This is a genomic window from Candidatus Magnetominusculus xianensis, assembly GCA_001541255.1.
GTDB classification, from domain to species: Bacteria; Nitrospirota; Thermodesulfovibrionia; order Thermodesulfovibrionales; family Magnetobacteriaceae; genus Magnetominusculus; species Magnetominusculus xianensis.
In genome coordinates this window covers 1-26,670 of record LNQR01000056.1, presented here as the reverse complement: position 1 = coordinate 26,670, position 26,670 = coordinate 1, and the positions used below count along the sequence as shown (strand labels likewise).

Below are 26,670 nucleotides of genomic sequence, written 5' to 3'. Positions count from 1 at the left end.
CTGCCCCCATGTTAATGACTGACATAAGGGCGTGGTGTACGGGCGTGTTTCAGTATGACAAGTTGAGCTGCTTTCTGCCACCTGCGATATTCGGTATGATGCTCGATGAGGAATTTGACTCCGAGGAGGAGTTTATAGACATGGCTAAGGCAAAAATTGACCCTACGCCGAAGAACCTCTATGTGCCGTTTAACCCGCCGGTGTTTCCTTTTGATAACAAAGATTTTGAGGACCCGTTTTATCTGGTTGAAAATAGTCCCGGTGATCTAGTCGATTTAGAATGCCTTAAAGACCTCACAGACGAACAACTCAGCGACTATTTTAGGGATGTATTTGTGAGATTTTCGTATAAATCCGAGGGCAGGATAAAGATAAAAAAGAAGGAACTCCTTCATTATGTCGGGAAAAACTACTATTTCGAGATGAAAAAGGGGTTAAAAAGAACTAAGGCACAAAAGCGCAAAAAGAAATCATTTCTTACAGAAAAGGCACGCTCAATGGCTGCAATACACATACCGGAAACTACGCGCCGCGGTATTATAAGGCAAAAGGTTCACCACGATGATGTGATTATTCGGGAAGATGATGTGGTAAATCTAAAGAGACACTCCAGGGAAAGGGCAGACATCCTCGTTGCCATCGACTCAAGCACATCGATGGAGCAGGGCGGTAAACTGCAATTTGCAAAGAAGGCCTGCCTGTCGTTTCACTATTACCGCAACAGCCAGGACGATAAGGTGGAGTTCATCTCCTTTAACGAAAAGATTGAGAAGATCGCCCCCCTTGATGTCCTCACATTAAAACCTGTGGGCATGACCCACACGGCTGAACTTCTTGATTTCGTATACAGCTATTTCTCGCGCACAGGCAGTGTCAATCAGGAACTATATATTATTACCGATGGCTACCCGCAACGTGCCGGTGTCGAGGACGCAAAATATCTCTCCGTTACGCTGAAAACAGCTCAAAGGCTTCGCCGTCTCCATCTAAAGACAAAGATACTCCTTGTCCATGTCCCGGGCTATGAGATTAATCCAAACAATCAGAGATATAACAGACTCATATGCGAAAGTCTGGGCGGTGAACTAGTCAGGGTTGATGCGGGCGGCCTTTCTGTTGCACTTATGGATATAGAGGCGGTGGCAAATTGAGTACCCCCCCGAAAGTTACGATGTATACAGACGGCGCATGTAGCGGCAATCCAGGCCCAGGAGGCTATGGTGTTGTCATGATGACAGCCACAAAAAGAAAGGAACTCTCTGGGGCATCGCGCTTGACTACAAATAACCGTATGGAGCTTTCGGCAGTTATCGCCGGATTAAGTGAGTTAAAGACCAGATGTGAGGTCTCAGTTTATACAGACTCACAGTTGATCGTAAACGCTATGACAAAGGGATGGCTTAAAAACTGGCAGGCCAATAACTGGATAACCAGTGCCAGGGCCAAGGTTAAAAACATAGACTTGTGGGAAAAACTATCTGCCTTGTGTAAAGAACACATAGTCACTTTCAATTGGATACGCGGTCACAACGGCAACCCAGAGAATGAACGTGCCGACGCGCTGGCATGTGCAGCCATTAAAACAGGGATTTTTTTAGATTGACATCACTGCTTTCCCAACTATACTTCCCCTTGCACAAATCAGGGGGATTGGGTATGATAGTGGTGCTGAAGATATGCTGAAAATATTGCCTCGTTTAAACTGGCTCTGCTGTGCTGCTGCGGCAATTGTGGTTTTATTTGGTGTTTGGGGCTATGCCGATGAGATGCCAGAGGGCAGTGTTTTAACCATCTCTGAAGGACTTGCTATTGCAACTTCTGAAAGCCGTGTCATGAAGATTGCAGCCCAGAACATAAATATATCAGAGAAAGAAGCAGAAGCTGCAATGGCTGTACTCTTTCCTACGATAAATGCTGAAATTGCAGAGACTTTTCTCCAACACAAGCCAATGGTAAAGTTTAGTACCCAGCGTGTACCAATGGCTAACCAAACGTCAATTGCTTACGGTGTAAATATTAAAAATATACTTTTTAATTTCGGCGCTAATAGCAGCAGCTATAAGGCTTCACTTGAGTCGCTTGAGGCCACAAAGCTTGACTATGAACGAATAAAAAATCTGACAGCCCTGGAGTTCATTCTGGGATGCTATGAGGTGCTTGAGTACGATAAATTTATTGAAGTAGCTCAATTAGAAATCAAGAGAATTGGGCTGCATCTTAAAGTGGCACATGAACTATATAAGGATGGCGCTATAACAAAAAACGACCTGCTGCAGGCCGAGGTGCGCCTTGCTGATGTGAAGCAGCGCCTCTTATCTGTCAAAAACCTTCGTATGATTTCAGCATCTAAGTTGAACAATATACTGCTCAGGCCGTTGATGGCAGATGTCCGTATTGCTGAACCGGTTGAGGCAGTCCCGGCACAGCTTGAAATCTCACAGTTTCTGGAATTGGCAGAAAGGGTGCGTCCTGAGATAAAGATTCTTGACCACGAACTTCAGAGATTGATACTTCAGGAGAGGATAAAATATGCAGAATATCTCCCCACGTTTTACGCCCAGGGCGGCTATAACTATATAGAGAACGACTACCAGGTCTATGAGGGTAACTGGTCTGTTGTCCTTGGTGCAAAGATAAATCTCTTTAGTGGGGGTTCTACCAAGGCAGATTTATTAAAGTTAAGATATAAGAAAGAAAGGCTATCAGAGGAGAGAAAAAAATTAATAGACAACATCGCGCTTGAGGTTGAACGCTACTATCTGACTCTGAAAATTGCCGCAGAGAAACTCCTCGTTGCAAAAGATTCAATTGCCCAGGCGGAGGAAAACTTAAAAATAAACAAAACGCGCTACGAACACGGACAGGGCACCGCCACTGACGTTATGGATGCTATCACGCTCTTAACGCATACGCAGGTGAATTACTTAAGTGCACTTTACGAACAGAGGCGTGCCTATGCAGGGCTTCTCTACTCAAGCGGTGCAGACTTAAAGGAACAGTTTAAGTAACACTGAAATGTAATTACGGAGATATATGGAAAATAACTCAAACAATCATAAAAAGAAAATCGCCATAGCGGTCTTTGTTGTTGTCATAATTATTGGGGCGTTTATTACACTGTCGTACTTTAAGTATATGGCCGTGCATATCTCAACAGATGATGCATTTGTTGAGGGTTCTATTTACTCTGTGTCTGCTAAGGTGGCGGGCACGGTAAAGGCCGTCTATGTAAAAGACAATCAGTTTGTAAAAGAGGGAGAGCTGCTTGCCGAGCTTGACCCTTCAGACTTTGCCATAAGAGTAAAAGAGGCAGAGGCCGCACTGAGCGCTGAAACATCGAGGCTCAACGAAGCAGGCTCACGCCTTGAGGCAGCCTCACGGGCGCTTAACGAATTCCACGCCAAGACCGCGGCAGCTAAGGCAAATGTCGAGCTTGCTAATGCAAACCTTGCTCAGGCGCTCCTTGACCTCAAACGCGCTGAAAGCCTTTTCAAAAACGATGCAATATCAAAAGAGAAACTCGAAAAGGCGCAAACTAATTATAACGTCCACACTGCGGCTAAAAAGTCTGCGCAAGAGCAGCTTAAACAGGTAGAACTTTCAATCATTACCCAGGGCTCCGTTATAAAACAGGCCGATTCAATGCGAGTGTCACAGCTTGCCGCGATAAAACAAAAAGAGGCGATGCTGGAAGCCGCCAATCTGAACATTGGGTATACGAAAATATACGCAGCCTCAAGCGGCAATGTAAGCAAAAAGAGCGTTGAAGTGGGTAACCGCATTCAGGCAGGGCAGCCGCTTATGGCAATTGTAGCCCTTGATGACCTATGGGTAGTAGCAAATTACAAGGAGACACAACTGTCGAAAATCAGACCCGGTCAGCGCGTTGAAATCAAGGTAGATGCATACCCTGGGAGGATACTTTCTGCAAAGGTTGACAGCATCATGTCCGGCACCGGTACCGTGTTTTCCCTATTTCCCCCCGAAAACGCCAGCGGTCACTACGTAAAGGTAGTCCAGCGCATACCCGTAAAAATCGTCCTTGACAACACTACGGAAAAGGCAAACGTCTTAAGGGTGGGGATGTCTGTCGTGCCTACTGTGTTTGTGGAATAATACCCTATGAACAAGTGGCTTATCGCCTTTAGTGTAATACTGCCTACGTTTATTGAGATAGTTGACACGACAATCGTAATGGTGTCCCTTGACCACATCAGGGGGACATTCTCAGCGGGCGTGGATGAGGTAACGTGGATATTGACCTCTTATCTTGTTTCAAACGCGATTGTTATTCCGATGACGGGATGGTTGAGCAGGCTGCTTGGCAGGAAGAACTATCTTATGCTCTCGATAGCGGTGTTTACGGCGAGTTCTTTTCTTTGCGGTATAGCATGGAGCCTTGAGAGCCTGATATTTTTCAGGATTTTGCAAGGGGTAGGGGGCGGGGGCTTGCAGCCGCTGTCGCAGGCCATCTTGCTTGAGAGTTTCCCAAAAAAGCAGCACGGCATGGCGATGGCCGTATTTGGGATTGGCATATTGTTCGGGCCGATTATTGGCCCGCTTTTAGGCGGTTGGATTTCTGATAACTGGTCGTGGCAGTGGATATTCTTTATAAACATTCCTATTGGGATATTCTCTATCTTTATGAATATGATAGTTATCAAGGACCCTCCTTACGTACAAAAGACAAAGATGAGGATAGATTATGTTGGGCTTGCCCTGCTTATCGTTGGGTTGGGGTCGCTCCAACTGGTAATTGAAAAGGGTCAGCGTGAGGACTGGTTTTCGTCGTATTTTATCCTGAGCTTTTTTGTCGTTGCAGTGGTTTCTCTGGTGCTATTTGTAATTGTGGAGTTTTTTTCAGAGCAGCCTGTTGTCAATCTGAGGATATTTAAAGACCCGTCGTTTAGCGCTGGTACTGTGGTCATGTTTTTCTCATTTTTCAATCTTATGTCAAGCATAGTTATGCTGCCCTTGTATCTGCAAACGCTGATGGGATATACTGCTACGCTTGCGGGAATGGTCATCGGGCTTGGGGGCATAGTGACGGTCTTAGTGATGCCTGTAACAGGCGTGCTGATTCAAAAGACAGACCCGCGCTATCCGCTTACCTTTGGGATACTTATGGGCGCTTTGGCCATATATACTATATCAAAACTGAATCTCTACAGTGACTTTCAGAGCGTCCTCATAACGCGAATGCTGCTTGGCGTAGGGATGGGGTTTTTGATGATCCCGCTTATGACAATATCGATGTCCCACATTAAAAAAGAGGAGATTGGAAACGCTGCCGGTATTAATAACCTTGTGAGAAACGTTGGTGGAAGCATGGGGATTGCCTTTGCCACGACTATGCTTGTAAGCCGCGCACAGGTGCGGCAGGTTCAGCTTGTAGAACACTTGAACCCGTTTGATTTAAATTACCAGATAGCTTCACAAAAACTATCACAAGCCATTGTATCTAAAGGATATATTGGAGATTATCTTTCAACGCGAGCGGCTGAGGGGTTGATGTATGCCCAGTTGTTAAAGCAGTCTGCCATGCTTTCTTTTAACGATGTGGCGTTTGTGTCGTTTATAATCATGTTATGTATATTGCCGCTGGTGCTTATACTAAGAAAAGGCGGCAGGGGAGCTGACAGCAGTAAGGCTCAACCGCTTCATTAATGTGGGGCTTGACTTACACTTATGACCATTATAACCATGAAATTTGCTGTCATTCTTCGACAGGCTCAGGATGATTCCAGCTGTTCAAGCTAAAATGCAGATGTAAGCCCCATCGTTTTATCCAAATATCATGGTTTAGAGGTAGGTGTTGTATTGTAAAATATTTTTTAGTCCACAAAAAATTATATTGACATTATCTAATAAAAACTGTTATAAATAATCGGAGGCTTCGCTATATACGGGAATCCGGCTCGAAAGAGTAATAGCGTAGTCTTTTTTTATATGTCGTCAGCGTTTAGTCCCTTTTTTTCGTATCTGGTGCTAAGGTCTGGCATGTATATTATGCCATTATGTTTTCTTTGTTGTTTTTTACTATCAGGCGCAGTACATTCAAACTGAAGCGCTAACACTTTGTCTCCAAAATCATGTAATTCTTCTCGTGTTGTCTCCGGTAAATATAAATAAATATTTTGAGAGGGAGATTCTTTTTTTCTTATTAAATGTTCTGTTTTTCTTTTGTTTAAACCTTTATTTAGTATGTATGCAATTATATCAACTACCTGAGTCGCAGTTGTAAGGTCAGAAGATACAAAGAAAGGTTCAGGAATTATATTCCGACTTCTACGTTGCCCACTATATGTTTCTGTAAAATATCTTCTCATATTACCAATTAACCTTTTATGCTGTTGATTCTCAATCATATCAAAAACAATGATTCCTTTTTCATTTTTTTCATTAAGGTATAAATTAAATCTTTGAAATAGATAAGAATAGTCTTTTCTTAGTAATGTCCCTTGTGTATGTTTAACAGTCTTAGGAACTATAGAAGCAAATACTTTAATATCAAAACTTTTACAAGTATCCAATACTTTTTTAACATATAAAAGAGAGGCCTGGCCTATTGCTGTCAGCTCATTTCTTGAAAGAGGAGTTGGCGATTTAAGCTTATTTTTCTCATAACCACTCTTCAATAAGCTTATACGCAACGCATCATCAATATTGTCTCATTGTTTTGCCAGCTTGAACTTTTTTGGCTTTAAAAGGTTATTTCCTTTTGGTTCCCACTCGTTTAACGTTGTCATACCTAATATATCTTTTTTATGGCTAATTATTTCTACAATAAAATCCCATAACTTATCTTCAGATATAGCAATAGCTGCTAACACCATACGAGATGAATCGTCATCGGTACCGCTTTCATCAATAAAGTATATCATGAAACCTCCTCTATTGTTTGAATAATTTTGAGTGTATCATAATAAATAGGATGCTAACATTATTGTATTACGAGCCCTAAATTACCCTGATAACCTGTGCGCCGCCGACAAAGCCGTCATTCGTGGATACGGCTGCTGATGAGTTTGACCTTGCGCCTTCATATGGTATAGACGACGGGTTTTCTTTTAAGTAGAATACAACGTAGTAGTATCCCTTTTTCTCCATTTTCATAGATATGGAAAATTTGCCGCTCCTTTTGTCGTACCGCCTGCCGTCTTTGTTGAAATCCCAGGGGGGCAGGACGGCAGCCTTTTGCGCACCAGCGTCTTTGTATGATGAGGGTTGGGGTTTTGCTGGTGGGACTAACGCCGCGTCATATGTTACGGCAATCATGTATAGGCCAAACTCACCCGGGCTTATGACTGCACCGGTGAACTCGATTTTCTGCCCATATGGAATTGTCTTTGACAGCGGGCCTGATATATCTATATATTTGTCCAAAAACTCTTCACAGTACGTATAGCTGCCGCCTTTGACAGATACGCCAAGCCCCACGTAGTTGTGCCATTTTTCAAGAATATTTTGACGGTGGCCGTCCTCTGGCGGCACCTCGGCCATGAACATGCCGTGTCCCTTTGCTGCTAGTTCAGCCATAGTCTTATCGTCGGTGGTATGGGCTTGAGAACTCTTAAAGAGACAGATGTTCTCAGCGACATGACCATCGCCGCCCTCATCCAGATTATAACGGTGAAATGGGCGTGCACCGTTCAGCCCGGTATGTCCAAAGAAATCCCCTGCAACCATTGCCTCACAGTGGCGTTGGGCTGCCTTTGATGCCTTGTCATCAAGACTAACAGACGACAGACCGTGAGAGGTTCGGGACTTGTTAATCTGTGCCAACTGCTGTTGTCTTAGTTTGTCGAGTGTTGAGTCACTTAAGTTTGAGATGAGCTGGGGCGGGCGTTGTTGTTGTGTCGGGGGCGGCTGCTGCTGCACCTGAGAGGGCTGCTCATTTGGGGTATCTTCGGGCGCCTTGTCCTTGCCACGATAGTGCAAGAGGTAAAGGCAGATGAGCACAGCACACAGGACAAGCAGTCTTCGCATCTGGAGGTTATTTCCCTGACCAGCTTAGATAATTAGCGAACTCGTGTTCAAAGTTATCGCTTAGTATGCCTTTGCCAAGTGTCTCTTTTATCTCTGACAGTTCCCAGAACCGGACTGCGTCTATCTCCTCAGTGTTAAATCTAATCTCAGCGTTGTGTATGTAGGAGTATGAATGCACAAGCTCAGATTCGATATTGTTTGAGTGAATATACTTATACATGAAGCGCGGCGCTGCACAGCTGCAAGGCGGCCCCTCGCTTCCCCACTCTGGAACTGGCATTGTGATACCCAGTTCCTCCTCCATCTCCCGCAGTACTGCCGATTCAATAGTCTCCCCCTGGTCAACGTGTCCGCCGACAGAGGTATCCCACTTGCCAGGGGCTACATCCTTTTTCATCGAACGCTTCTGAAGCAGGAGCCTTCCCCCAGTATCAAATACGAACACATGTACTACGCGATGGAGCAATTTATTATTGCCGTGTGCCTCGCTTCGTCTGGCCTGCCCGATAATCTCACCTTCCGGTGTAACTATATCAAGTAATTCTCCACTGTTATAATTAATAACATCAATCATCCCATTAACCTTCTTAATATCTCGTTGACGGCCTTTGGATTAGCCTTTCCCTTTGTCTTTTTCATCACCTCGCCAACGAAAAACCCTGTCAGCTTTGTCTCACCGGCCTTGTACCTTGACATCTCCCCGGGGTTTTCTGCAATGACTGCCGCAACGGTCTTTTCAAGTTCGCCGACATCAGAAATCTGCACGAGGCCTTTTTCCTTTACCAGTGCTGCTGCCGTCTTACCTGTATTAAACATGTCCTCAAAGACGGTCTTTGCGGTTTTTAAATTTATCGTACCGTCTGATACCAGTTTTATCAGCTCACAAAGATGTGCAGGTTTGAGCGTGGATTTTTCAATAGATACAGCCTTTTCGTTTAACAGTCTCATCAGCTCGCCCATCATCCAGTTGCTGACGTCTTTGGCGTTAGCGCCCAGGCTGACAGCCTCTTCAAACCACTGTGCCGTTTGTTTTTCAGATGCCAGCAAGTCGGCGTCATAGGCGGGTAGTTTATATTCGCCTGTGAATTTTAGAATCTTGTCATCGGGCAGCTCCGGTATTTCTTTTCTTATCTCTGCTGTCCATGACTCATCTACAATCAGTGGTACGAGGTCAGGCTCAGGGAAATATCTGTAGTCGTGCGCCTCTTCTTTTGAGCGCATGGACTCTGTAATGCCCGCCGATGTATTCCAGAGCCGTGTTTCCTGAATAATGCGCCCACCTTCACTAAGTACGTGCCTCTGGCGTTCTATCTCGTACTCAAGTGCCTTTTCTATGAACTTAAAGGAGTTGATATTTTTTATCTCTGTCTTTACGCCAAGCGCCTCTGTGCCCTGCGGCCTGATTGAGATATTGGCATCGCAGCGCAGAGAGCCTTCCTCCATATTGCCGTCACAAACATCGAGGTATCTTAGTATCGTCCTGAGTTTTCGCACATATGCAGCCGCCTCTTTTGGCGTCCTGATGTCTGGCTCTGACACTATCTCCATCAGCGGCACCCCGGCGCGGTTCAGGTCAACAAAGCTAAAGCTGCCCGCCCCCTCGTGGATGTTTTTCCCCGCGTCCTCTTCCATGTGAATCCTTGTCAGATTGATGCGCCTCACATTACCGTCTACATTGAGCATAACAAAGCCGCCTTCACAGATTGGAAGCTCATACTGGCTTATCTGATAGCCCTTGGGCAAATCAGGATAAAAATAGTTCTTGCGGGCAAAGCGACTAAACGGCGATATGCGGCACCCCAGGGCAAGCCCCGTTTTTATAGTAAACTCAAGTGCCAGTTTGTTTATAACCGGCAGTACTCCGGGCATCCCTATACATACTGGGCAGGTCTGCGTATTGGGGTCTGCCCCGAATTGTGTCGGGCAGCCGCAGAACATCTTTGATTGTGTCTTCATCTGGGCATGAATCTCAAGCCCTATGACCGTTTCATACGTAGTGGTATCAATTTTCATATGGATGGCCTCCTTTGATACCAGCCCGCAGCGCGTTCATAGGCGTGGGCGGCCTTTAAAATCTCAGCCTCACCAAAGTGTCTGCCTATCAGTTGAAGGCCGACTGGCAGCCCCCCGGAGTCGAAACCGCACGGGATGGATATTGCAGGTATGCCTGCGAGGTTTACTGATATGGTGAATATATCACTGAGGTACATCTGGAGCGGGTCATCAGCCTTTTCACCAATCTTAAAGGCCGTTGTCGGTGATGTCGGCGTGGCGATGACATCGACTACTTTAAACGCCTCATCAAAGTCCCTCTTTATAAGCGTGCGTACCTGCTGTGCCTTCTTGTAATATGCGTCGTAATAGCCGGAGGACAGGGCATATGTCCCCAGCATTATCCGCCGTTTGACCTCCTGCCCAAACCCCTTGGCACGCGTCTCCATATATGTATCGATAAGGTCGCTGCCGCTGACACGCAGGCCATACTTAACGCCGTCATAACGTGCCAGATTAGAGCTTGCCTCACTTGTGGCGATGATATAGTAAGCGGCCACTGCATAAGCCGTATGGGGCAGTTTTATAGATATGACCTCGGCGCCAAGCCGCTCTATCTCAGATATTGCAGCCCTTACTGCCGTCTCTACTTCTTTGTCCATGCCGTCAATAAAGTATTCCTCGGGGATGCCTATCTTCATTCCCTTTAAATCGCTGGACAAGGAGGCCGTGTAGTCCGGGATTGCGATATGGGCAGATGTGGAGTCTCTCCTGTCGCCGCCTGCTATGACATTTAACACGATTGCCGCGTCTTCTACAGTCTTAGTGATTGGGCCAATCTGGTCAAGTGATGAGGCAAAGGCCACGAGACCGAATCTTGATACAAGGCCGTATGTGGGTTTAAGCCCTACGACGCCGCAAAATGACGCTGGCTGTCGGATTGAACCGCCGGTGTCCGAACCAATTGCCGCCACGCACATATCAGCCGCCACGACTGCTGCCGAACCGCCGCTGCTTCCTCCGGGGGCACGGCTTAAGTCCCACGGGTTTTTCGTTGTAAAAAACCCGGAGTTTTCTGTGGAGGAGCCCATAGCAAACTCATCAAGATTGGTCTTGCCGGTCAGGCAATATCCTGCCTCCTGAAGTTTACCCGTTACGGTACTTTCATAAGGCGGGATGAAATTCTCAAGTATTTTCGAAGAGCAAGTTGTACGCACACCCTTGATACACATGTTGTCTTTAATGGCCATCGGGATGCCATAGAGGGGGGTGCGGTTGAGCATCGAAAGCCGCCCAGCCTGCTCCGCTGCGATATCCTTTGTGACGGTTACGTATGCCTTGACGCTGGTATCAAGCGCCGTTATTCGGTTAAAAACTGATTCTAAGAGGTCTGTCGGGGTTAGCTCATGCTTTGAAATAAGCCCTAACGCCTCCACTATAGTTAGTTTGTATAATTCCAAATAAAAATACCTCCCGCAATTGTTCAGTTGCAGTGATTCTATCACTATTAAGGCGTCAAGTGCAACACGCATCGACAAAGTCTCATAGCCCGTGATACAATAATGTATGGACACGTTAGAGAGAGATTTTGACTTAACGCAGATAATTAATGGGGAGGAAGTCGTGGGGCCAAGCCCGTTTGGAAAACATCAGAAAATCAGCCAAAGAATACTATGGATAGTCTTATCTCATGTCAAAAATAACGACTTAGGCGATGTGTTTTACTCTCCACTTGAGGTTATCTTTGAAGAAGGGATTAACCGCTTTCAACCCGACATACTGTTTATCAGGAAGGACAACATGGTCATATTTCAGGACTATGTTCGAGGCGTACCGGATATGGTATGTGAGATAGTCTCGCAGGGGACATACCGGCTGGATACTGCGACAAAGAAGGAAATATATGAGAAATACGGTGTACCGGAGTATTGGGTAGCCATCCCGGAACTCAAAATCATCGAAGTCTTAGCTATAGAAGAAGGCAAGTATAAGACATATTCCTATGCCGAAGGTGAAGGCACGGTTAGCTCTAAAGTCATCGAAGGACTTCAAGTTAATCTTAAGGATATATTCGACTAATCTGCCTGAGTCTCCACCAATACAGGGCAAAAGCATTTGAAGAAATACGCTGAAAATGCCCTGTGATTTCCCCGATATGTTTAATCCCACCCAAATATGTTAGATTATCATTGGGACAATAATAGTCACTGGAGGAAGCTATGAATGAAATTATATTTATTGTGGAGAAGGATATCGAAGGCGGCTTTTGTGCTCATGCCCTTAATCACTCTATAATTACAGAAGCCAACAACTTAGATGATCTAAAAATAAACATAAAAGACGCTATTCGATGTCATTTCAACACTGAAGAAGAAACCCCAAAAATAATCAGGTTACACATGGTTATTGAGGAAGTGTTTTCCTATGCCTAAGATTCCAAGGGATTTATCTGGTAGAGATCTTGCGGTGCTTCTAAGAAAATATGGATATAAGATAACAAGACAAAGCGGCAGTCACATTCGGTTGACACTGACACATGGAACAATAGAGCATCATATAACCATTCCCGTCCACTCACCCTTAAAGATAGGCACCTTGGGAAACATACTTCGTGATCTTGCAGAAGGTCTTAAGTGTGATAGAGATTCTTTGATAAAGGAATTGTTTAAGGACTGATAAGTTCAGCGCTCACCTGTGTGTTTGCCCTGCCCACCAACATCGACGCAGCCGCATGACTTGTGATATACTAGTGCAATGGACACGTTAGAAAGAGATGTAGACTTAACGGAGATAATTAATGGGGAGGAAGTCGTGGGGCCAAGCCCGTTTGATAAACATCAGATGACCAGCAGTAATCTGAATTATATTATTCACCATTATGTTAAAACGAAAGGGTTAGGACGAGTTTATTATTCTCCTTTTGACGTTATCTTTGAAGAAGGAATCAACCGGTTTCAGCCCGACATATTGTTTATCAGAAAAGAGAACATGGGAATTGTCAGGGGCTGGGTACGCGGAGTGCCGGATATGGTATGTGAGATAGTATCTCCCTGGAGTTATGAACGGGATACAGAAGTAAAGATGGCAGTCTACGAGAAATACAGGGTGCCGGAGTACTGGATAGTCATGCCGGAACTTAAGGAGATTCGGATATTGACCATCGAAGACGCCAAGTACAAACTGCACTCAATTGCAGTAATTGAAGGCACGGTTAGCTCTAAAATCATCGAAGGACTTCAGGTTAATCTTAAGGATATATTCGAGTAATCTCATATAAAATTATCTGGCAGCATTATCTGGCATCGGCGTCATACGTATTGACATTTTACTGTAGATATTGTACATTATGTCAAGCATAAGGCGGTAAAATACACTGTAAATGAAAAATACCAATAGACGATTTTTTAGTCTTCGTGTTGCCCTTGCCTATGCAGCGGTTTGCCTGCTAACAGCAGGGATTACCTATGTTAGGACAGAGGATGTAGAAATCCAGGCCTTACACAAATCGACAATGGAACGTTTAATGTTATTCGATCGATATGTGACAGCTAAAACAGGCTACTACAACGTTCATGCTAAAATATTATCTCAAAATCCTATAATAGCCGGATTTTTAATGCATCCGGCTGAAGACAATAATATGAATGACTACCTATTGGAATTTAATGACTCAATAGGGGCCAACGTAACCTATGTATTGAATAAAGATGGGCTTACAATAGCCTCAAGCAACTATAAATCCCCCAAAAGTTTTCTTGGCAAGAACTATGGATTCAGGGAATACTTCAGGAATGCCCTTAAAGGGAAGCCAGACGTATATATTACTATCGGCGTTACACAAAACACCCCAGGATATTATACGTCTTATCCAGTCAGGTCTGGTGGTGGAGATATTGTCGGCGTAGTAGCGATCAAATATTTTTTGGATATTTTTCAGGACGATGACCCTAATCTTGACGGGATAATGGACGGGATAATGCTGCTGACAGATAACAACAGTGTGATCTTTGCCTCAAACCACGAAAGATACAGGTTTAACACTATCAGAAAATTGCCGGAGCAAATCAGGCAGCAGATTAAAGAAGCCAATCAGTATGCTTCAGAGCCTTTACCCCCCCTGCCAATAATTGACACAAAGACTAAGGATAATTTAACCCTTGTAATCCTTCGGTTGACAGATAAGCATGAAAAATACCTTTTAGAAACTGCTCATGAAAAAGATGACGATTGGCATATATACATGCTTGCCGGATTGACAAAAGTATATAATAAAATCATCTTTAACTGCCTCTACGCGATATTGATAGTGACCGTAATCTTTCTTGTCCTCATACTTATTTCACGTATGGCGTTGGATTTAAAAAGGCGTGCTGAATACGAAAAGTCGATAAAATCAATAAATGAAGGGCTTGAGCTTGAAGTAAAGAAAAGAACTCAGGAGTTACAAACAACGGTAGATAAACTGGTATTAGCGGACAAATCCCTGCATGAAAGTGAAACAAAATACCGTCAGCTCGTAGAGCTTTCACAGGAGGGCATATGGGTTGTTAATAAAGTTGGTGTTACCACATACGTGAACCATGCAGTTGCCGATATGCTGGGGTTTACAGTCGGGGAGATGACAGGTGTGCGGTTTGCAGCGTTTATGGCCGATGACGCCAAAGAAAGAGCGGCTAACGTTGTAAATTACGAACAAGGGGCAGGGAAGGCAGACCGTCTGGAAACTACGCTTTTGCACAAGGATGGCAGCTCTGTATATGTATCCATATCAACGGTTGCCCTTACTGACGAACAAGGAAATTACACGGGGTCTTTTGCCGTTATATCAGATATTACTAAGCGAAAGCAGACAGAGGAAAAATTAATGGAGGCCATCTCAGAACAGGAGCTGCTCCTTCGGGAACTGCATCACCGCGTAAAAAACAACCTGCAGATAATAGCCGGACTAGTGGGGCTTCAAATAAGCCACGTCTCAGACGAAGGCTATAAAAACATACTTAAAGACACGCAAAGCAGGATACAATCTATTTCGCTGGTACATGAAAAACTCTATAACACAGAAAAACTCTCACAGGTCAATATCAAAGAATATATATACAGTCTTGTCAAAGACCTGTTTATATTTTTCACAGTTGACAGAGATAAGATTAATGTTAATTTTGAAGTGCCGGACATCCACGTTGGTATAGACACTGCGATTCCTTGTGGATTAATAATAAACGAGCTGTTTACAAATATTATTAAATATGCCTTTAAAGGCAGAGACAGAGGCGAGATTTCAATCAGGCTTAGTGAGACAGGGCTTGACATGCTTGAGCTAATCATTGGGGACAACGGCGTTGGGATGCCTGAAGGCATAGATATAGGCAAAACCAAGAGCCTTGGTCTGAAGGTGGTAACAATCCTGAGTAAGCAGCTCAGGGGCACAGTAGAAATAGACAGGGGAGGGGGAACGAGATTTATTTTGAGGTTTAAAAGATCAGAAGTGACTGAGCCTGCTGCAAAATGAATACGAAACAACTAAATCAACTGTGGGTTACCCTGTTGTTAATAGCACTGGTAAGCACCGGTGCGGCTTTCACGGTTTATCATGCGGTTGTTTATAAGGTGGATGAGCAAAATCTCCTACAATTCAGGCACGCCTTCGATACACACGCAGGTATTATCGAAAAACGATTTGATGAGAACTTTGATATGGTAACCGACCTGGCCGCTTTTTACCGTTCTATTGAAAATGTAAGCGCTACACAATTTTCTGACTTTGTGCAGGGTATCACGCAGGGGCACAGCTCTCAGTATGCCATTGAGTGGATTCCGCGTGTGCCGTATTCTCAAAAAACAGAATTTGAACGCAGAGCCAGACAGGATGGCGTCATGGCGGCAGGGGATTTTTATATCTACGAAAAGTCAGGGGATGCACAAATTCCCGTCAATGTGAGAGACGAATACTTTCCTGTTTATTATGGTTATCCCAAAGACAATGTACTAAAGGCAATAGGTTTTGATCTCGCCTCTAATCCTGTGAGGTTAAAGTCCCTCGAACAGGCACGCGATACAGGGGCGTTGACGGCTACCGCTCCGGTTGTGCTTGTGCAGGAACAAGAAAAAGACGTCAAGTCATTTTTGTTATTCATGCCGGTTTACTATGGGCAGCCTGAGACACTGCAGGACAGACGCCAAAACTTAAGGGGTTTTACTCTTGGTGTATTTAGATATAAAGGCATTATTGACAAGAGTTTTCTGCGTAAGGATGCCAACACTGATTTAAAAGAGCAAGTGGTATTTGAGATAAGTGACAAGATGCTGCCAGTGGGTGAGGGCCTGGTTTACCGCCACAACCCTAAAGGTATTGTTGAGCTTTCTAAACGGAGCTTCGTAAAGACAATAGATATGGCAGGGCGAACTCTCGAGATCAAGGCCACACCAGTCAGGGGTTATTTTCATAAAAGGCGTGGGTTTGTACCACTTTCATTTGCGGTTGGCACTTTTATAATTGTGGGTTTGGTTTGCAGTATTATATTTTATATGTCAAGGCAAGCGCAGAGAATCAAGGCCATAGTTGAGGACAAAACCAGTGAGTTAAGGGGAACTATAGAAAAGATGACGGTGTTGGAGCAAACACTTCAAGACAGTGAAAAGAAATATCGCCAACTGATAGAGCTTTCTCAGGAGGGTGTGTGGCTTGTCGATAAGAATAACATTACAACGCTTGTTAATAGGGCGGTGGCGGATATGATTGGCTATACGGTTGAGGAGATAGTAGGGGTGTCGTTTCTTGAGTTTGTGGACGATGAGTCGAAGGCTGCAGCAAGACATAGTGTAGATGTAAAACTGGCGGAAGGGGAAGGTGACCGGCTGGAAAATGTCCTCCGTCATAAGAATGGCAGTAAAGTCCATATATATGTCTCTGCTGTCCCCTTTATTGATGCGCAAGGAAACCGCACAGGGTCTTTTGGCGTCATCACAGATATTACCAAGCGCAAAGAGATGGATGAGCAGTTAAAGAAATCTGTTGCCGAACAGGAGCTGCTCCTGAGGGAGCTGCACCATCGCGTCAAGAACAACCTTCAGGTAATAGCCGGGCTTGTGGGGCTTCAGCTCAGCTATCTCAGCGATGAAAAATCCAAAGAAGCCCTCAGGGATACCCAGAGCAGGATACAGTCGATTGCGTTGGTGCATGAAAGGCTTTATAAAACAGAAAAGCTCTCTGAGATTAATATTAAAGAATATATACATAGTCTTGTCAAAGACCTGTTTATATTTTTCACTGTTGATAAGAGTAAGATAGGCATTAATTTGAATGTGGCGGACGTACATGTTGGGATAGGGACTGCAATACCATGCGGATTGATAATAAACGAGCTGTTTACAAATATTATTAAGTATGCCTTTACTGGCAGAGACGGTGGAGAGATTACAATTGAGCTTCGCGTGTTAACAGATTCAGATGAGCTTGAGCTAATCGTAGGTGACAACGGCGTGGGGATGCCTGAAGGCATAGAGATAGGCAAGACCAGGAGCCTGGGCCTGAAGGTGGTAACAATCCTGACTAAGCAGCTCAGGGGTACAATAGAAATAGACAGGGCAGATGGGACGAGATATATTTTGAGATTTATGAAATCGTGATTGCTCTAAAGGCTGTAGATAGGGTATAGTAGAAGCAGTGAGGACAGATGCCTAAGAATAAAATAATGATAGTAGAGGATGAGGGGCTGACTGCTGCTTACATTCAGGATATACTTGAGAGTGTGGGGTATGTCGTAGTCGCTCATGAGTTTTCTGGAGAGGACGCCATAGAAAGCGCGATGACAACTGAGCCGGACTTAATCCTTATGGATATCAGGCTTCAGGGACGAATGGACGGCATTGAAGCCGCTGGTGAGATACAAAAGCGAATGAGCGTTCCAATAGTCTACCTTACCGCTCATTCAGACAAGGCCATTTTAGATCGGGCAAGGATAACACAACCCTATGGTTATGTCCTAAAACCGTTTAATAGTAAAGAGCTGCACTCCAATATAGAAATGGCGCTGTATAAGCATCGAACTGAGAAAGACCTGCACGTGTCGGCATTTTATGATACATTGACCGGTCTTCCCAACCGCTCGCTGTTTTTTGACCGGTTTGAGCAGGCCCTGAAGCAGGCAAAGCGAAGCCAGCAGTCTATGGCCCTTATGATGATAGATATAAACGCTTTTGCCAGTATAAACGAGACTATGGGCCATGAAGTCGGAGACCAACTGCTGGTTGATGTGGCCAGCAGGCTGAGAGACTGTATAAGAGAATCTGATACGGTAGCACGCCTCGGGGACGATGAGTTCATAATAATGCTTACAGGGATTAAAGATCCTAATGATGCCTGTGATGTAGCCACAAAGATAATTCTTTCTGTTGGAAAGCCGTTTTATATTAACTCGACTAACTGTTCTTTGGGTGTCAGTATAGGCATATCAATATATCCTGCCGATGGCGATTCGTTGAAAACGCTGTTAAAAGAGGCAGATACGGCGATGTACCGCGCCAAAGAATGCGGAAAGAACCGGTACAGATTCTTTAATGAAACATGTGAGATGATAAACAAAGACATCGGGTTCTTACTTGATAAGCTGGTCAGCTTTGTCATAGCACGAAAAGGCGTCTGGGACCAGGACGGCTGGGTAGATTTGCTGATTGATATAAAACGGCGCGGCGTACCATTTTCAACAGACATAACACGGTATGTCGGCGCGCTGCTTGAGTCGCTGAAAAAACTATACGTATCAGCCCTTCCTGTTGACGCCAATGTAGACAAGATTATCCCGATATTGAGCCATGAAATATTAGATTTTATCCTGGAACATGATGGTGTTTGGAAACAAGGCGACTGGGAGGCGCTGCTGGCTAATGTCCAGACACACGGGCTTGAGATGAGTGATGATTTATACAATGTACTCAGGGATTCACTTGAGTCACTTAATGCCCTGTATGTGTTATTGTGTAAGAAGTGCTCTTACAACAGTCGTGACTAGTAGTACACCTCGCAGTTGAACTGGTTGCTATGAATCTTAAAGATGTCGATTTTTTCAGCGTCCTTAGTGACGAAGACATTGAGGAGATAAAACCTTATTTCCAAAGTGTAACACACAGTAAGAAGGATATGGTGTTTTCTGAGGGTGACCGCTCTGACTGGCTTTATATCGTCTCAACGGGTAAGGTAAAGATCACCAGACAGTCGCAGGACGGCAAGGAACTCATTCTTGAAATCATTCAACCAAATGAGCTATTCGGGGCGGTTGCTGCCTTTAAAGGATTTCCCTATCCAGCCAATGCCGTAGCAATGGAATCATCAACTGTGTTTAAGATTGCACGCAAGGACCTTCTTAAGATCATTGACAGGTTTCCTAGTGTAATGTTTTCGATTGCATCTATGCTTGGTGACAGGATGAGAAATTCACACGATACACTAAAAAATATCGCCCTTGAGCGTGTTGAGAGCCGGATTGCCTCACTATTACTAAAACTTGCGCTTAAATCCTCACCCGATGCCCTTCATATTGATTTCAAACTGACGAAGCAGGACATAGCTGACATGGCCGGCACTACGGTTGAGACATCTATTCGTACTATCAGCAAATTTAAGAGGCTTGGCCTTATATCAGAGAATAAAGGCCTGTTCGTCATAAAAGACCTTGACGGACTAGGCCTGTTCTGTCATTAAGAGCCTGTTGAATGAATAATCAGGCCGGATGCTCAGGTTTCGGAACCAGCGTTGCCAGCATATTATATACAAACAGCATTATCGATGCTGCCTCCATAAGGCCAAACACAGCGCCAAGTATCCTTAGCCCGCCCTCTGCCCCGCTGTATGTGGAGATTGTGTAGCATATTACCATCCCGATTAGCCCTATGTTTGCAAGCCAGAACTGCGCCTCTGCTGCCTTGCGGCTTTTTATCAGGCGCCCGGCAAATCTTGGCAGCACATGATACCCCACGCCGTATATCATCATCGTTACCCAGCCTAACAACATCAGGTGCGAATGGACAAATTTCAATGTCAAATGGGCGGGGGCTGCCATCATCATTATGCCAAACAACGACGACAGACCTAAATACACAACGCTTGCAATTATAAAATTCTTTACATAACTATCCATCCTGTCATACCTCCGTAGTATTATTTTCTTTTAATCTATACTATCAGTTCGTATGAGATAATACCATGATAAATATCATATGCGGTTATATTCGGTCATGAGGGCCTCCCGCATAATCTCAACAGGGGCAGCCGCGTGTGTCCAAAGTTCAAACGCCAACACACCCTGCCAAAAAAGCATACCCAGGCCGTTTACGGTGGTGCAGCCAAGTCTTTTTGCCTCGATAAGAAGGGGTGTGTCTTTGTAAATAACGTCGCAAACTATAAGACCTTCTTTTAAGAACGTTTTATCGATAGGAAGTTGGTCGCCCTGGCTAAGCCCTAGCGGAGTGGCGTTTATAAATATGTCTGAGACTTGGGAGGGATTGACTGAGTTTTTGGCGTGGACTTCAGGGTTTACTTTTTTTAAGTCCCGCACAAGGGCGTTTAGTTTTGGCGTATCGGGATCAAAAATCCTTAATGAACGCGCTTCTTTTGCTATGTAATATGTGATAGCACGCGCTGCGCCTCCAGCCCCGGACATCAATACCCTCTTGTCTTTTAAGCTTACGCCTGCCTCTTCCATGGATTTCATAAATCCCCGTCCATCCGTATTATGGCCTATAAGTTTGCCGTTATCGTTTACTATTGTATTTACTGCCCCGATAAACCTTGCCTCTTCGTGGATGTCATCAAGGAATGGGAGCGCCTTTTCCTTGTATGGAATTGTAATATTCGCGCCAAGAAAGTTCAATGCGGAAATCCCGCGGATTGCATCTCCAAGCCTCTCAGGGGCAACTGGGAGGGCGAAATAGCGGCAGTCCAGCCCCCCCTGCTTAAACAAGTGCTTAAACCCCGCATTGTGCATGGCAGGAGACAGGCTGTGCCCTACGGGATTGCCTATCAGCCCGGCCAGTTTGGTCTTTGACGTAATCATTAATCCAGCTCCTCTATAGCCTTTATTAGACCTTCAAACGAAGACTCTATTATTTTTATCTTTACATCGAGGGCCTCCCCTATGAAATCCGTCGTAGTGTCATCAAGGAACATATTCTGACCGTCACGCAGGGTTACATCGGGGATAAATAATACCTCCTCCGGTCTTATCTGCCCCATGAAGGTACGCATAATGTCCCTGCCTGTCAAGAGCCCGGTTACGGTTACAGTTGTGCCGAAAAACAGATTTTCTACTGGGAATACCCTTAAGTCCATGCCGGTCTTTTTGTTCAGTTTGTTTGCAAATTGCTTAAGATATGGATAGAAGGACATCCCGGTAAACAGCGATATGGGGGTTTTGGGTATGCGCTTAAGTTTCTTAAACCTCTCTGCCCTGTGTAAAAACTCCGGCACCAGCCCCACGCCGTTTTCTTTTTGATGCAGCTCGCCGTAGTCTTTCAGGGGAGGGAAGGGGTGTTCACCTTTTAAGTACAGCTCATCGGCGCCATAGACTATCTGCTCTCCATATTTTTTCATGAATTTCTTCTGAAACGCCTCAATTGTTGCAATAGCAGACAGGGCGTCTTCTTTAGTCACGGGGGTCATCTTTTTATTCCCATGGGCGGTTAAGCCAACGGGCACAACGGCTATCGATGACAGGTATGGATAGAACTTTCTTAGGTCTGTTATGGTGTGTTCAAGGTCGCTGCCGTCGTTAAAACCGGGGCAGAGGACTATCTGTGCGTGCAGTTTTATCTTGTGTTTTATTAAAAACTGGATTTCCTTTAATATCTCACCGGCCTTTGGGCTGCCAAGCAGCTTTTTTCGGATTTCTTCGTTTGTGGAATGAACTGATATATAAAGTGGACTGAGCCTTTGTTCAACGATGCGCTGTTTGTCGGCATCGCTCAAATTTGTAAGCGTAATATAGCTTCCATAGAGAAAGGACATGCGGTAGTCTTCGTCTTTGATATAGAGGGTCTTTCTCAGCCCTTTTGGGAGTTGATTGACAAAACAAAATGTGCAGCGGTTCCTGCATGTCGTTATCTTAAAAGGCTTGAGCTCTATGCCCAAATAGTTGCCGCCGACCTTATTTATTGTCCTTTCATACAGCTTTCCACGTCTGCTTAACAGCATGGAGAATTCCTGTTCGTTTGAATAGAACAGGAGGTCTATTTCATCTGCGATAGAGTGCCCGTTTATAGAGATCAGCTCATCTGCTGGTCTGACCCCGGCCTCATACGCCAGTGAGCCTTCTGAGACTGCCTCTATTGTGTTTCCATTTTTTTTAACCATCAGTGTACATAAGCCCCTTTATTATGTAGTTTAGCCCTGAGGCAACTGTCAGCAGTGTCGTAATCCAAATAAGCACTGTCTGGTCTGGCAGCAGCCCGGGAAAGTTTATTCTTAATAAGATATAAGCCAGCAGTATCATCTGTGCGGCTATGGCAGATTTCCCCAGTATGCTTGGTTTAATGAATATCACATGGTGTATCATGTAAAACAACATCCAGCCCACAACTACAATCAGGTCACGGCTTATTATGGAAATTGTCAGCCACGCGGGGACCCATTCATATATAGAAAACATTATGAATGATGTTATTACCAGGATTTTATCGGCCAGCGGGTCAAGGAATTGCCCCAGCTTAGTCTGTTTTTTTGTCACACGTGCAATCAGACCATCAAGGGCGTCTGTGACAGAGGCCAGGATGAATATCGCCAGGGCTATTTCATACCGCCTGTAAATCAGCGTAGAGACAAAAAACGGTATTGCCACTATTCGTAACAGTGTCAGCGTGTTTGGTATATTTAGTACGCCCAAGTTAATATTCCCCAATTTCCCCGAATTTAAATACCCGTAAAATTCCCGAATTAAAATTCAGGGTATGTTTAATGGTATTGTCTTTCCCTGTAATTCGGCAATCCCAAGTGTATTATAACAATCGGCAGAGCCGGACTCCATAATAATAGCGCGGAGTTTAAGGGCATGGCAGCCCTCTAACTGAAAAGAATACCCCTCTGCTGCTTTGATTGCCCTCTGAAGCGGCAGCTTATACTGCCCCATATGTCTGTATAAGTATCTGGCCTGACATGTGCCGAGGTCGGCATATACCAACCCGCGTACATCCAGCGTCTTATTAAAGCGTGCCGCGGCTGCCTTGAAAAAACTATCGCCGCTGACCACCTCTGATACCATCAGCTTCAACATCCCTATGCTCCAGAGCGTGTATGCAGAACTCACCGTATCGCCAATCCTGGCATACATATCAAGGGCTGTCTTAAGATGAGTGTACGCCCCGGCATACTGACCTTTCATGCGCAGGGCATTGCCTATGCCGCAGTGAGAATATGCCGTGCCAAAGCGGTCATTAATCTTTGAGAATATTGTGCCAGCATTGGTATAGCATTGAAGCGATTCGTCATACAGACCCTTCATGCGGTATGCCCCGCCTAGTCCACACTGGCAGTATCCAACCCCAGAGGTGTCATCGAGGGCGGTAAACTGTCCCTCTGACAATGTAAACGCCTCTATCGCACCGTTTATATCGCCTTTTACGCGAAGGACACCGGCAAGCGCCCATGTGCTGAAGGCAGCGCCGGCGTGGTCGCCTAAGTCCGTGTAACGAGCTTTTATCTGTGTTATGTCGTTGAGCGCTGCCTGCCAATTACCAAGTGCGCGCAGTGAGAGTGCCCTGCCAAGTTTGGCATCTAGGGCGGCGTCCTCTGTTGATGCCCCATGCGCCGCTTCTGCGGCCTTGCTGTAATTGTCTGCGGCAGTTTTAAAATTTCCTGTCATTCGCTGCGTATCTGCTAGTGATGTAAGGCATTGGATATAGAGATGAGGGTCAGCGGCCTTTGAAACGGTTTTTAGTGCGGCCCTTAGTGTTTTGGCTGCCCCGGCGTAGTTGGATTTACCGCTCTGGTACTGTGCCTTTGCTATGAGAGTCTGAGTGTCCATAGTGTTATATCGTCTTTTCCCTGACTGCCTTAATTGTTTCCTTGTAGTTTTTTGAATTGTAAAAGGCAGAGCCCATGACTACCATACCGGCGCCTGCATTGGCAACATGTGCGACATTATCAACCGTTACGCCGCCGTCTACTTCAATCTTCACAGAGGTGAGACCTTTTTGCGTTAACATGGCCTTCAGTGCAGCGATTTTCTCCAGCGAATGGGGAATAAAACGCTGCCCGCCAAATCCAGGATTTACAGACATTACCAGGATGAGATCAGCGTCGCAGACAATGTCCTCAAGCGCTGAGACGGGTGTGGATGGATTTATGGAGACCCCGGCCTTTGCCCCAAGAGATTTGATAAGATTGACCGTGCTGTTAAGATGTCTGTCTGCTTCGTAATGAATGGTGAGAATATCTGCACCGGCGTCAATAAAATTCTTTACATATCTGTCTGGCCGTTCAATCATCAAATGTACATCAAGCGGCAGCGTGGCGGCCTTCTTTACCTGTTCAACAATAAAATACCCGATTGTGATATTGGGAACAAAACTGCCGTCCATAACGTCAATATGAAAGTAATCTGCCCCGGCCTCTTCGGTGTCTTTTATCTCTCTGCCAAGTTCCAAAAAATTTGCCGACAATATAGACGGCGCTGTCAATATCATAGTTATTGCTCCTTTTGTTCTGGCTGCTCTGTTTGATTTTCAGGGGCAAGCATCACCACATGGATTCGTTCACCCTGTTTTACGATTGTACCAGGGGCGGGGGATTGGCTGGTAATGCGTCCTTCTGCGCCTGCGGCGTCTATTTTAAGGCCCAGAGAAGCGGCCAGTTGTTCAGCCTGCCCTGGGTTTTTCCCAATAAAATTAGGACAATAGTAAGTTGTGGCAACTGTCCCTTTACTTACAATCAGTGTAATGTCGTTGCCGCTTTTTTCCTCCGGCCCTGGCCTCTGTGATATTACAATGCCCGGCCCTATGGTGTCAGAGTGTACCTCTATGACCTTGTTTATCTTTACCTTGCTTTGGGCCACTGTGTCTTCAGCCTTGCCCAGTGGAATTCCCCTCAGGTCGCCCATGAACTGATAGCGCGGCCCCTTGCTCATCAGGACTGAGATAGTACGGCCCTCTTTTATCTTATTACCGGTCGGGATATTTTGTCTGAGTATATGACCGGCTGGTACTGAATGGTCATAGTCCTCGCCTTCAACCCTTAAGTAGAGCTTAACGCCGTTTAACGCCTCGTTTGCTTCTATAAGACTTTTTGATTTCAAATCAGGTACCTCAATACTCTTACTAGTTGTCAGGAGTGCGAATGTCGCATACCCAGCCAGCACCGATATGGCGATAAATAAAACGAAAAAAATCGTCAACCTTATCAGTGTATTCATCGTTTAGAGTATGACATCCCCTTCTTCCTTATGCCAAAACGGTGCATCCTGCCCAATGCCCAAACTGCACCCCCGGCAAACTGCATCTCAAGCCAGCCGCTGCCGCTGCAATCGCTGAAAACACGCTGCCATCGTCATAAAGGATACATGACTGAGGGGCATTTTATCAAGTGTTTTTATGTGAATCTTTTACATGATTATGGGCAATATTATTAATCAACACCGGACTAACTATTTTCTAACAGGTATTTAACACTACTTCCTGCCATAAATAGTTACCGCTAAAGGCCGATGTGTTTTATTGTCTCGGCCATATTGGGGTCTTTTAGGGCGAGTTCCTTTAATACCTTTTCGATCTTATCTCCCCTCTCTTGCAGTTCTCTGTTTGTTCTAATAACAGGGGCAAGCGTGGTACGTCTGTCCCATAAGACAAAACCAACTAAAGTAAGCATTCCGCCTATCAGTACATACATCAGCCCGTATAGGTCACTCATTCTTGTGTTTAAGTCGTTCATCCGATGATTTAAGGCGTTAAATCCGTCGTTCATCTGACGATTTAATGCATTGAAACCGTCATCCATGCGCTGATTGGTAGCCTTAGATGTGTCATCTATGCGTTGATTGGTAGCCTTTAACCCTTCATCAACCCGGACTTCGACGCGTGTCAGCCTTTCTCTGTCTTGCTGGGTGAAAGACGGGTCTGCCGCACACACCCATGAAGGGAATATCGCAGATAATAGCAATATCAACATCGCCGCCCAAACCACTTTATTCATGAATCCATCGCCCTCGCTTAGAATAATTATAACATACGGCAGGTAAGTCCGTCAATATTACAAAAATCAACCTGAATACAGAATCATTCTAAGCCTGCCAAAGGCATGATCTGACATTCACAATGATTATTCACCAAAAGCAACTAAATTTATCATAGATAATACAGCAAAGTAATGTAATAATCGCTTTGATAAATAATTATAAAAATACATATGTTACAAATGTATTACTGATAATATATCTTCACATCAATGTTATGTATAGGCAACATGCTATTGCTGTTGTATGTTACATAATAGTAACGCTCTTCACAATAACAAAATAATGCTTGACATCATATTGTCATTTATGTTATTAATCAAACTAACAATAATTCGATGGGTGTGGGCTGTGTGTATTTCGTTTTCGTAACATAGAACTGCTTACTAAAAGGCTGTTTCAGCCTTTATCGTGTGTATATACGGGAGGACATACCATGAGAAGTTTTTCTGAATTTTTCAAATCGTTCAAGTCAAGT

The 26,670-nt window shown here is 44.8% G+C and carries 27 protein-coding genes; 13 read left to right on the top strand and 14 right to left on the bottom strand.

What is annotated here, in order from left to right; genetic code table 11:
- Positions 1-14: 14 nt before the first annotated feature.
- From ASN18_RS07375 to ASN18_RS07355, 5 genes are all read left to right on the top strand, one after another.
- Complete coding sequence (locus ASN18_RS07375; protein ID WP_157072876.1) at positions 15-1,151, top strand: vWA domain-containing protein; 1,137 nt, start codon at positions 15-17, stop codon at positions 1,149-1,151.
- Between the two features lie 20 nt (positions 1,152-1,171).
- Positions 1,172-1,603, top strand: coding sequence for a ribonuclease HI (rnhA, locus tag ASN18_RS07370; protein ID WP_085052096.1), 432 nt, complete (start codon positions 1,172-1,174; stop codon positions 1,601-1,603).
- 73 nt (positions 1,604-1,676) lie between these two features.
- On the top strand, positions 1,677-3,008 hold the full coding sequence (locus ASN18_RS07365; RefSeq protein WP_085052095.1) for a TolC family protein: 1,332 nt from the start codon (positions 1,677-1,679) through the stop codon (positions 3,006-3,008).
- Between the two features lie 25 nt (positions 3,009-3,033).
- Positions 3,034-4,116, top strand: a complete 1,083-nt coding sequence (locus tag ASN18_RS07360) for an HlyD family secretion protein (RefSeq protein ID WP_085052094.1) — start codon at positions 3,034-3,036, stop codon at positions 4,114-4,116.
- Positions 4,117-4,122: 6 nt separating this feature from the next.
- A complete protein-coding gene (locus ASN18_RS07355; RefSeq protein WP_085052093.1) occupies positions 4,123-5,667 on the top strand; it encodes a DHA2 family efflux MFS transporter permease subunit in 1,545 nt (514 codons plus the stop codon).
- A gap of 278 nt (positions 5,668-5,945) precedes the next feature.
- Here ASN18_RS07355 and ASN18_RS07350 read toward each other — a convergent pair whose 3' ends face one another.
- From ASN18_RS07350 to gatA, 6 genes are all read right to left on the bottom strand, one after another.
- Positions 5,946-6,653, bottom strand: coding sequence for a DUF3800 domain-containing protein (locus ASN18_RS07350; RefSeq protein ID WP_236861591.1), 708 nt, complete (start codon positions 6,651-6,653; stop codon positions 5,946-5,948).
- A gap of 18 nt (positions 6,654-6,671) precedes the next feature.
- Positions 6,672-6,884, bottom strand: coding sequence for a DUF3800 domain-containing protein (locus tag ASN18_RS07345; RefSeq protein WP_085052091.1), 213 nt, complete (start codon positions 6,882-6,884; stop codon positions 6,672-6,674).
- 76 nt (positions 6,885-6,960) lie between these two features.
- A complete protein-coding gene (locus ASN18_RS07340) occupies positions 6,961-7,989 on the bottom strand; it encodes a CAP domain-containing protein (protein ID WP_085052090.1) in 1,029 nt (342 codons plus the stop codon).
- 7 nt (positions 7,990-7,996) lie between these two features.
- Positions 7,997-8,563 (bottom strand): NUDIX hydrolase, encoded by a 567-nt coding sequence (locus ASN18_RS07335; protein ID WP_085052089.1) that lies wholly within the window; start codon positions 8,561-8,563, stop codon positions 7,997-7,999.
- Positions 8,560-10,002, bottom strand: coding sequence for an Asp-tRNA(Asn)/Glu-tRNA(Gln) amidotransferase subunit GatB (gene gatB / locus ASN18_RS07330; protein WP_085052088.1), 1,443 nt, complete (start codon positions 10,000-10,002; stop codon positions 8,560-8,562). The genes ASN18_RS07335 and gatB overlap by 4 nt, the downstream gene beginning before the upstream one ends.
- The gene (gene gatA / locus ASN18_RS07325) at positions 9,999-11,441 is read right to left on the bottom strand and encodes an Asp-tRNA(Asn)/Glu-tRNA(Gln) amidotransferase subunit GatA (protein WP_085052156.1); all 1,443 of its coding nucleotides are present in this window, start codon (positions 11,439-11,441) and stop codon (positions 9,999-10,001) included. Before gatA ends, gatB begins: the two co-directional genes overlap by 4 nt.
- A 106-nt stretch (positions 11,442-11,547) precedes the next feature.
- Here gatA and ASN18_RS07320 point away from each other — a divergent pair, with 106 nt between their 5' ends.
- The 8 genes from ASN18_RS07320 (at position 11,548) to ASN18_RS07285 (ending at position 19,678) form a co-directional block, all read left to right on the top strand.
- Positions 11,548-12,060: a Uma2 family endonuclease gene (locus ASN18_RS07320; protein ID WP_085052087.1), complete on the top strand. Its 513-nt coding sequence runs from the start codon at positions 11,548-11,550 to the stop codon at positions 12,058-12,060.
- 140 nt (positions 12,061-12,200) lie between these two features.
- On the top strand, positions 12,201-12,413 hold the full coding sequence (locus ASN18_RS07315) for a 2-oxoisovalerate dehydrogenase (RefSeq protein ID WP_085052086.1): 213 nt from the start codon (positions 12,201-12,203) through the stop codon (positions 12,411-12,413).
- Entirely contained in the window at positions 12,406-12,657 is a 252-nt protein-coding gene (locus ASN18_RS07310) for a type II toxin-antitoxin system HicA family toxin (RefSeq protein ID WP_085052085.1), read from the top strand. The genes ASN18_RS07315 and ASN18_RS07310 overlap by 8 nt, the downstream gene beginning before the upstream one ends.
- A 78-nt stretch (positions 12,658-12,735) precedes the next feature.
- Positions 12,736-13,248, top strand: coding sequence for a Uma2 family endonuclease (locus ASN18_RS07305; RefSeq protein ID WP_085052084.1), 513 nt, complete (start codon positions 12,736-12,738; stop codon positions 13,246-13,248).
- Between the two features lie 112 nt (positions 13,249-13,360).
- The gene (locus ASN18_RS07300) at positions 13,361-15,490 is read left to right on the top strand and encodes a sensor histidine kinase (protein ID WP_085052083.1); all 2,130 of its coding nucleotides are present in this window, start codon (positions 13,361-13,363) and stop codon (positions 15,488-15,490) included.
- On the top strand, positions 15,487-17,607 hold the full coding sequence (locus ASN18_RS07295; RefSeq protein WP_085052082.1) for a CHASE domain-containing protein: 2,121 nt from the start codon (positions 15,487-15,489) through the stop codon (positions 17,605-17,607). The genes ASN18_RS07300 and ASN18_RS07295 overlap by 4 nt, the downstream gene beginning before the upstream one ends.
- Before the next feature lie 47 nt (positions 17,608-17,654).
- The gene (locus tag ASN18_RS07290) at positions 17,655-18,989 is read left to right on the top strand and encodes a diguanylate cyclase domain-containing protein (RefSeq protein WP_085052081.1); all 1,335 of its coding nucleotides are present in this window, start codon (positions 17,655-17,657) and stop codon (positions 18,987-18,989) included.
- A 29-nt stretch (positions 18,990-19,018) separates the two neighbouring features.
- On the top strand, positions 19,019-19,678 hold the full coding sequence (locus ASN18_RS07285) for a Crp/Fnr family transcriptional regulator (protein ID WP_085052080.1): 660 nt from the start codon (positions 19,019-19,021) through the stop codon (positions 19,676-19,678).
- Positions 19,679-19,697: 19 nt separating this feature from the next.
- Here ASN18_RS07285 and ASN18_RS07280 read toward each other — a convergent pair whose 3' ends face one another.
- The 8 genes from ASN18_RS07280 to ASN18_RS07245 form a co-directional block, all read right to left on the bottom strand.
- Entirely contained in the window at positions 19,698-20,114 is a 417-nt protein-coding gene (locus ASN18_RS07280) for a cbb3-type cytochrome c oxidase subunit I (RefSeq protein ID WP_085052079.1), read from the bottom strand.
- A 75-nt stretch (positions 20,115-20,189) separates the two neighbouring features.
- Entirely contained in the window at positions 20,190-21,029 is an 840-nt protein-coding gene (locus tag ASN18_RS07275; RefSeq protein WP_085052078.1) for a shikimate dehydrogenase, read from the bottom strand.
- A complete protein-coding gene (locus tag ASN18_RS07270) occupies positions 21,029-22,324 on the bottom strand; it encodes a DUF512 domain-containing protein (protein ID WP_085052077.1) in 1,296 nt (431 codons plus the stop codon). The genes ASN18_RS07275 and ASN18_RS07270 overlap by 1 nt, the downstream gene beginning before the upstream one ends.
- Positions 22,317-22,853 carry a CDP-alcohol phosphatidyltransferase family protein gene (locus ASN18_RS07265; protein WP_236861589.1) on the bottom strand — a complete coding sequence of 179 codons (537 nt, stop codon included), beginning with the start codon at positions 22,851-22,853 and terminating at the stop codon, positions 22,317-22,319. The genes ASN18_RS07270 and ASN18_RS07265 overlap by 8 nt, the downstream gene beginning before the upstream one ends.
- A 57-nt stretch (positions 22,854-22,910) precedes the next feature.
- Positions 22,911-23,990 (bottom strand): tetratricopeptide repeat protein, encoded by a 1,080-nt coding sequence (locus ASN18_RS07260; RefSeq protein WP_085052075.1) that lies wholly within the window; start codon positions 23,988-23,990, stop codon positions 22,911-22,913.
- Positions 23,991-23,994: 4 nt separating this feature from the next.
- Positions 23,995-24,651 carry a ribulose-phosphate 3-epimerase gene (gene rpe / locus ASN18_RS07255; RefSeq protein ID WP_085052074.1) on the bottom strand — a complete coding sequence of 219 codons (657 nt, stop codon included), beginning with the start codon at positions 24,649-24,651 and terminating at the stop codon, positions 23,995-23,997.
- 2 nt (positions 24,652-24,653) lie between these two features.
- Complete coding sequence (locus tag ASN18_RS07250) at positions 24,654-25,376, bottom strand: PASTA domain-containing protein (RefSeq protein ID WP_085052073.1); 723 nt, start codon at positions 25,374-25,376, stop codon at positions 24,654-24,656.
- 281 nt (positions 25,377-25,657) lie between these two features.
- A complete protein-coding gene (locus ASN18_RS07245) occupies positions 25,658-26,152 on the bottom strand; it encodes a hypothetical protein (protein WP_085052072.1) in 495 nt (164 codons plus the stop codon).
- Positions 26,153-26,670: the final 518 nt, after the last annotated feature.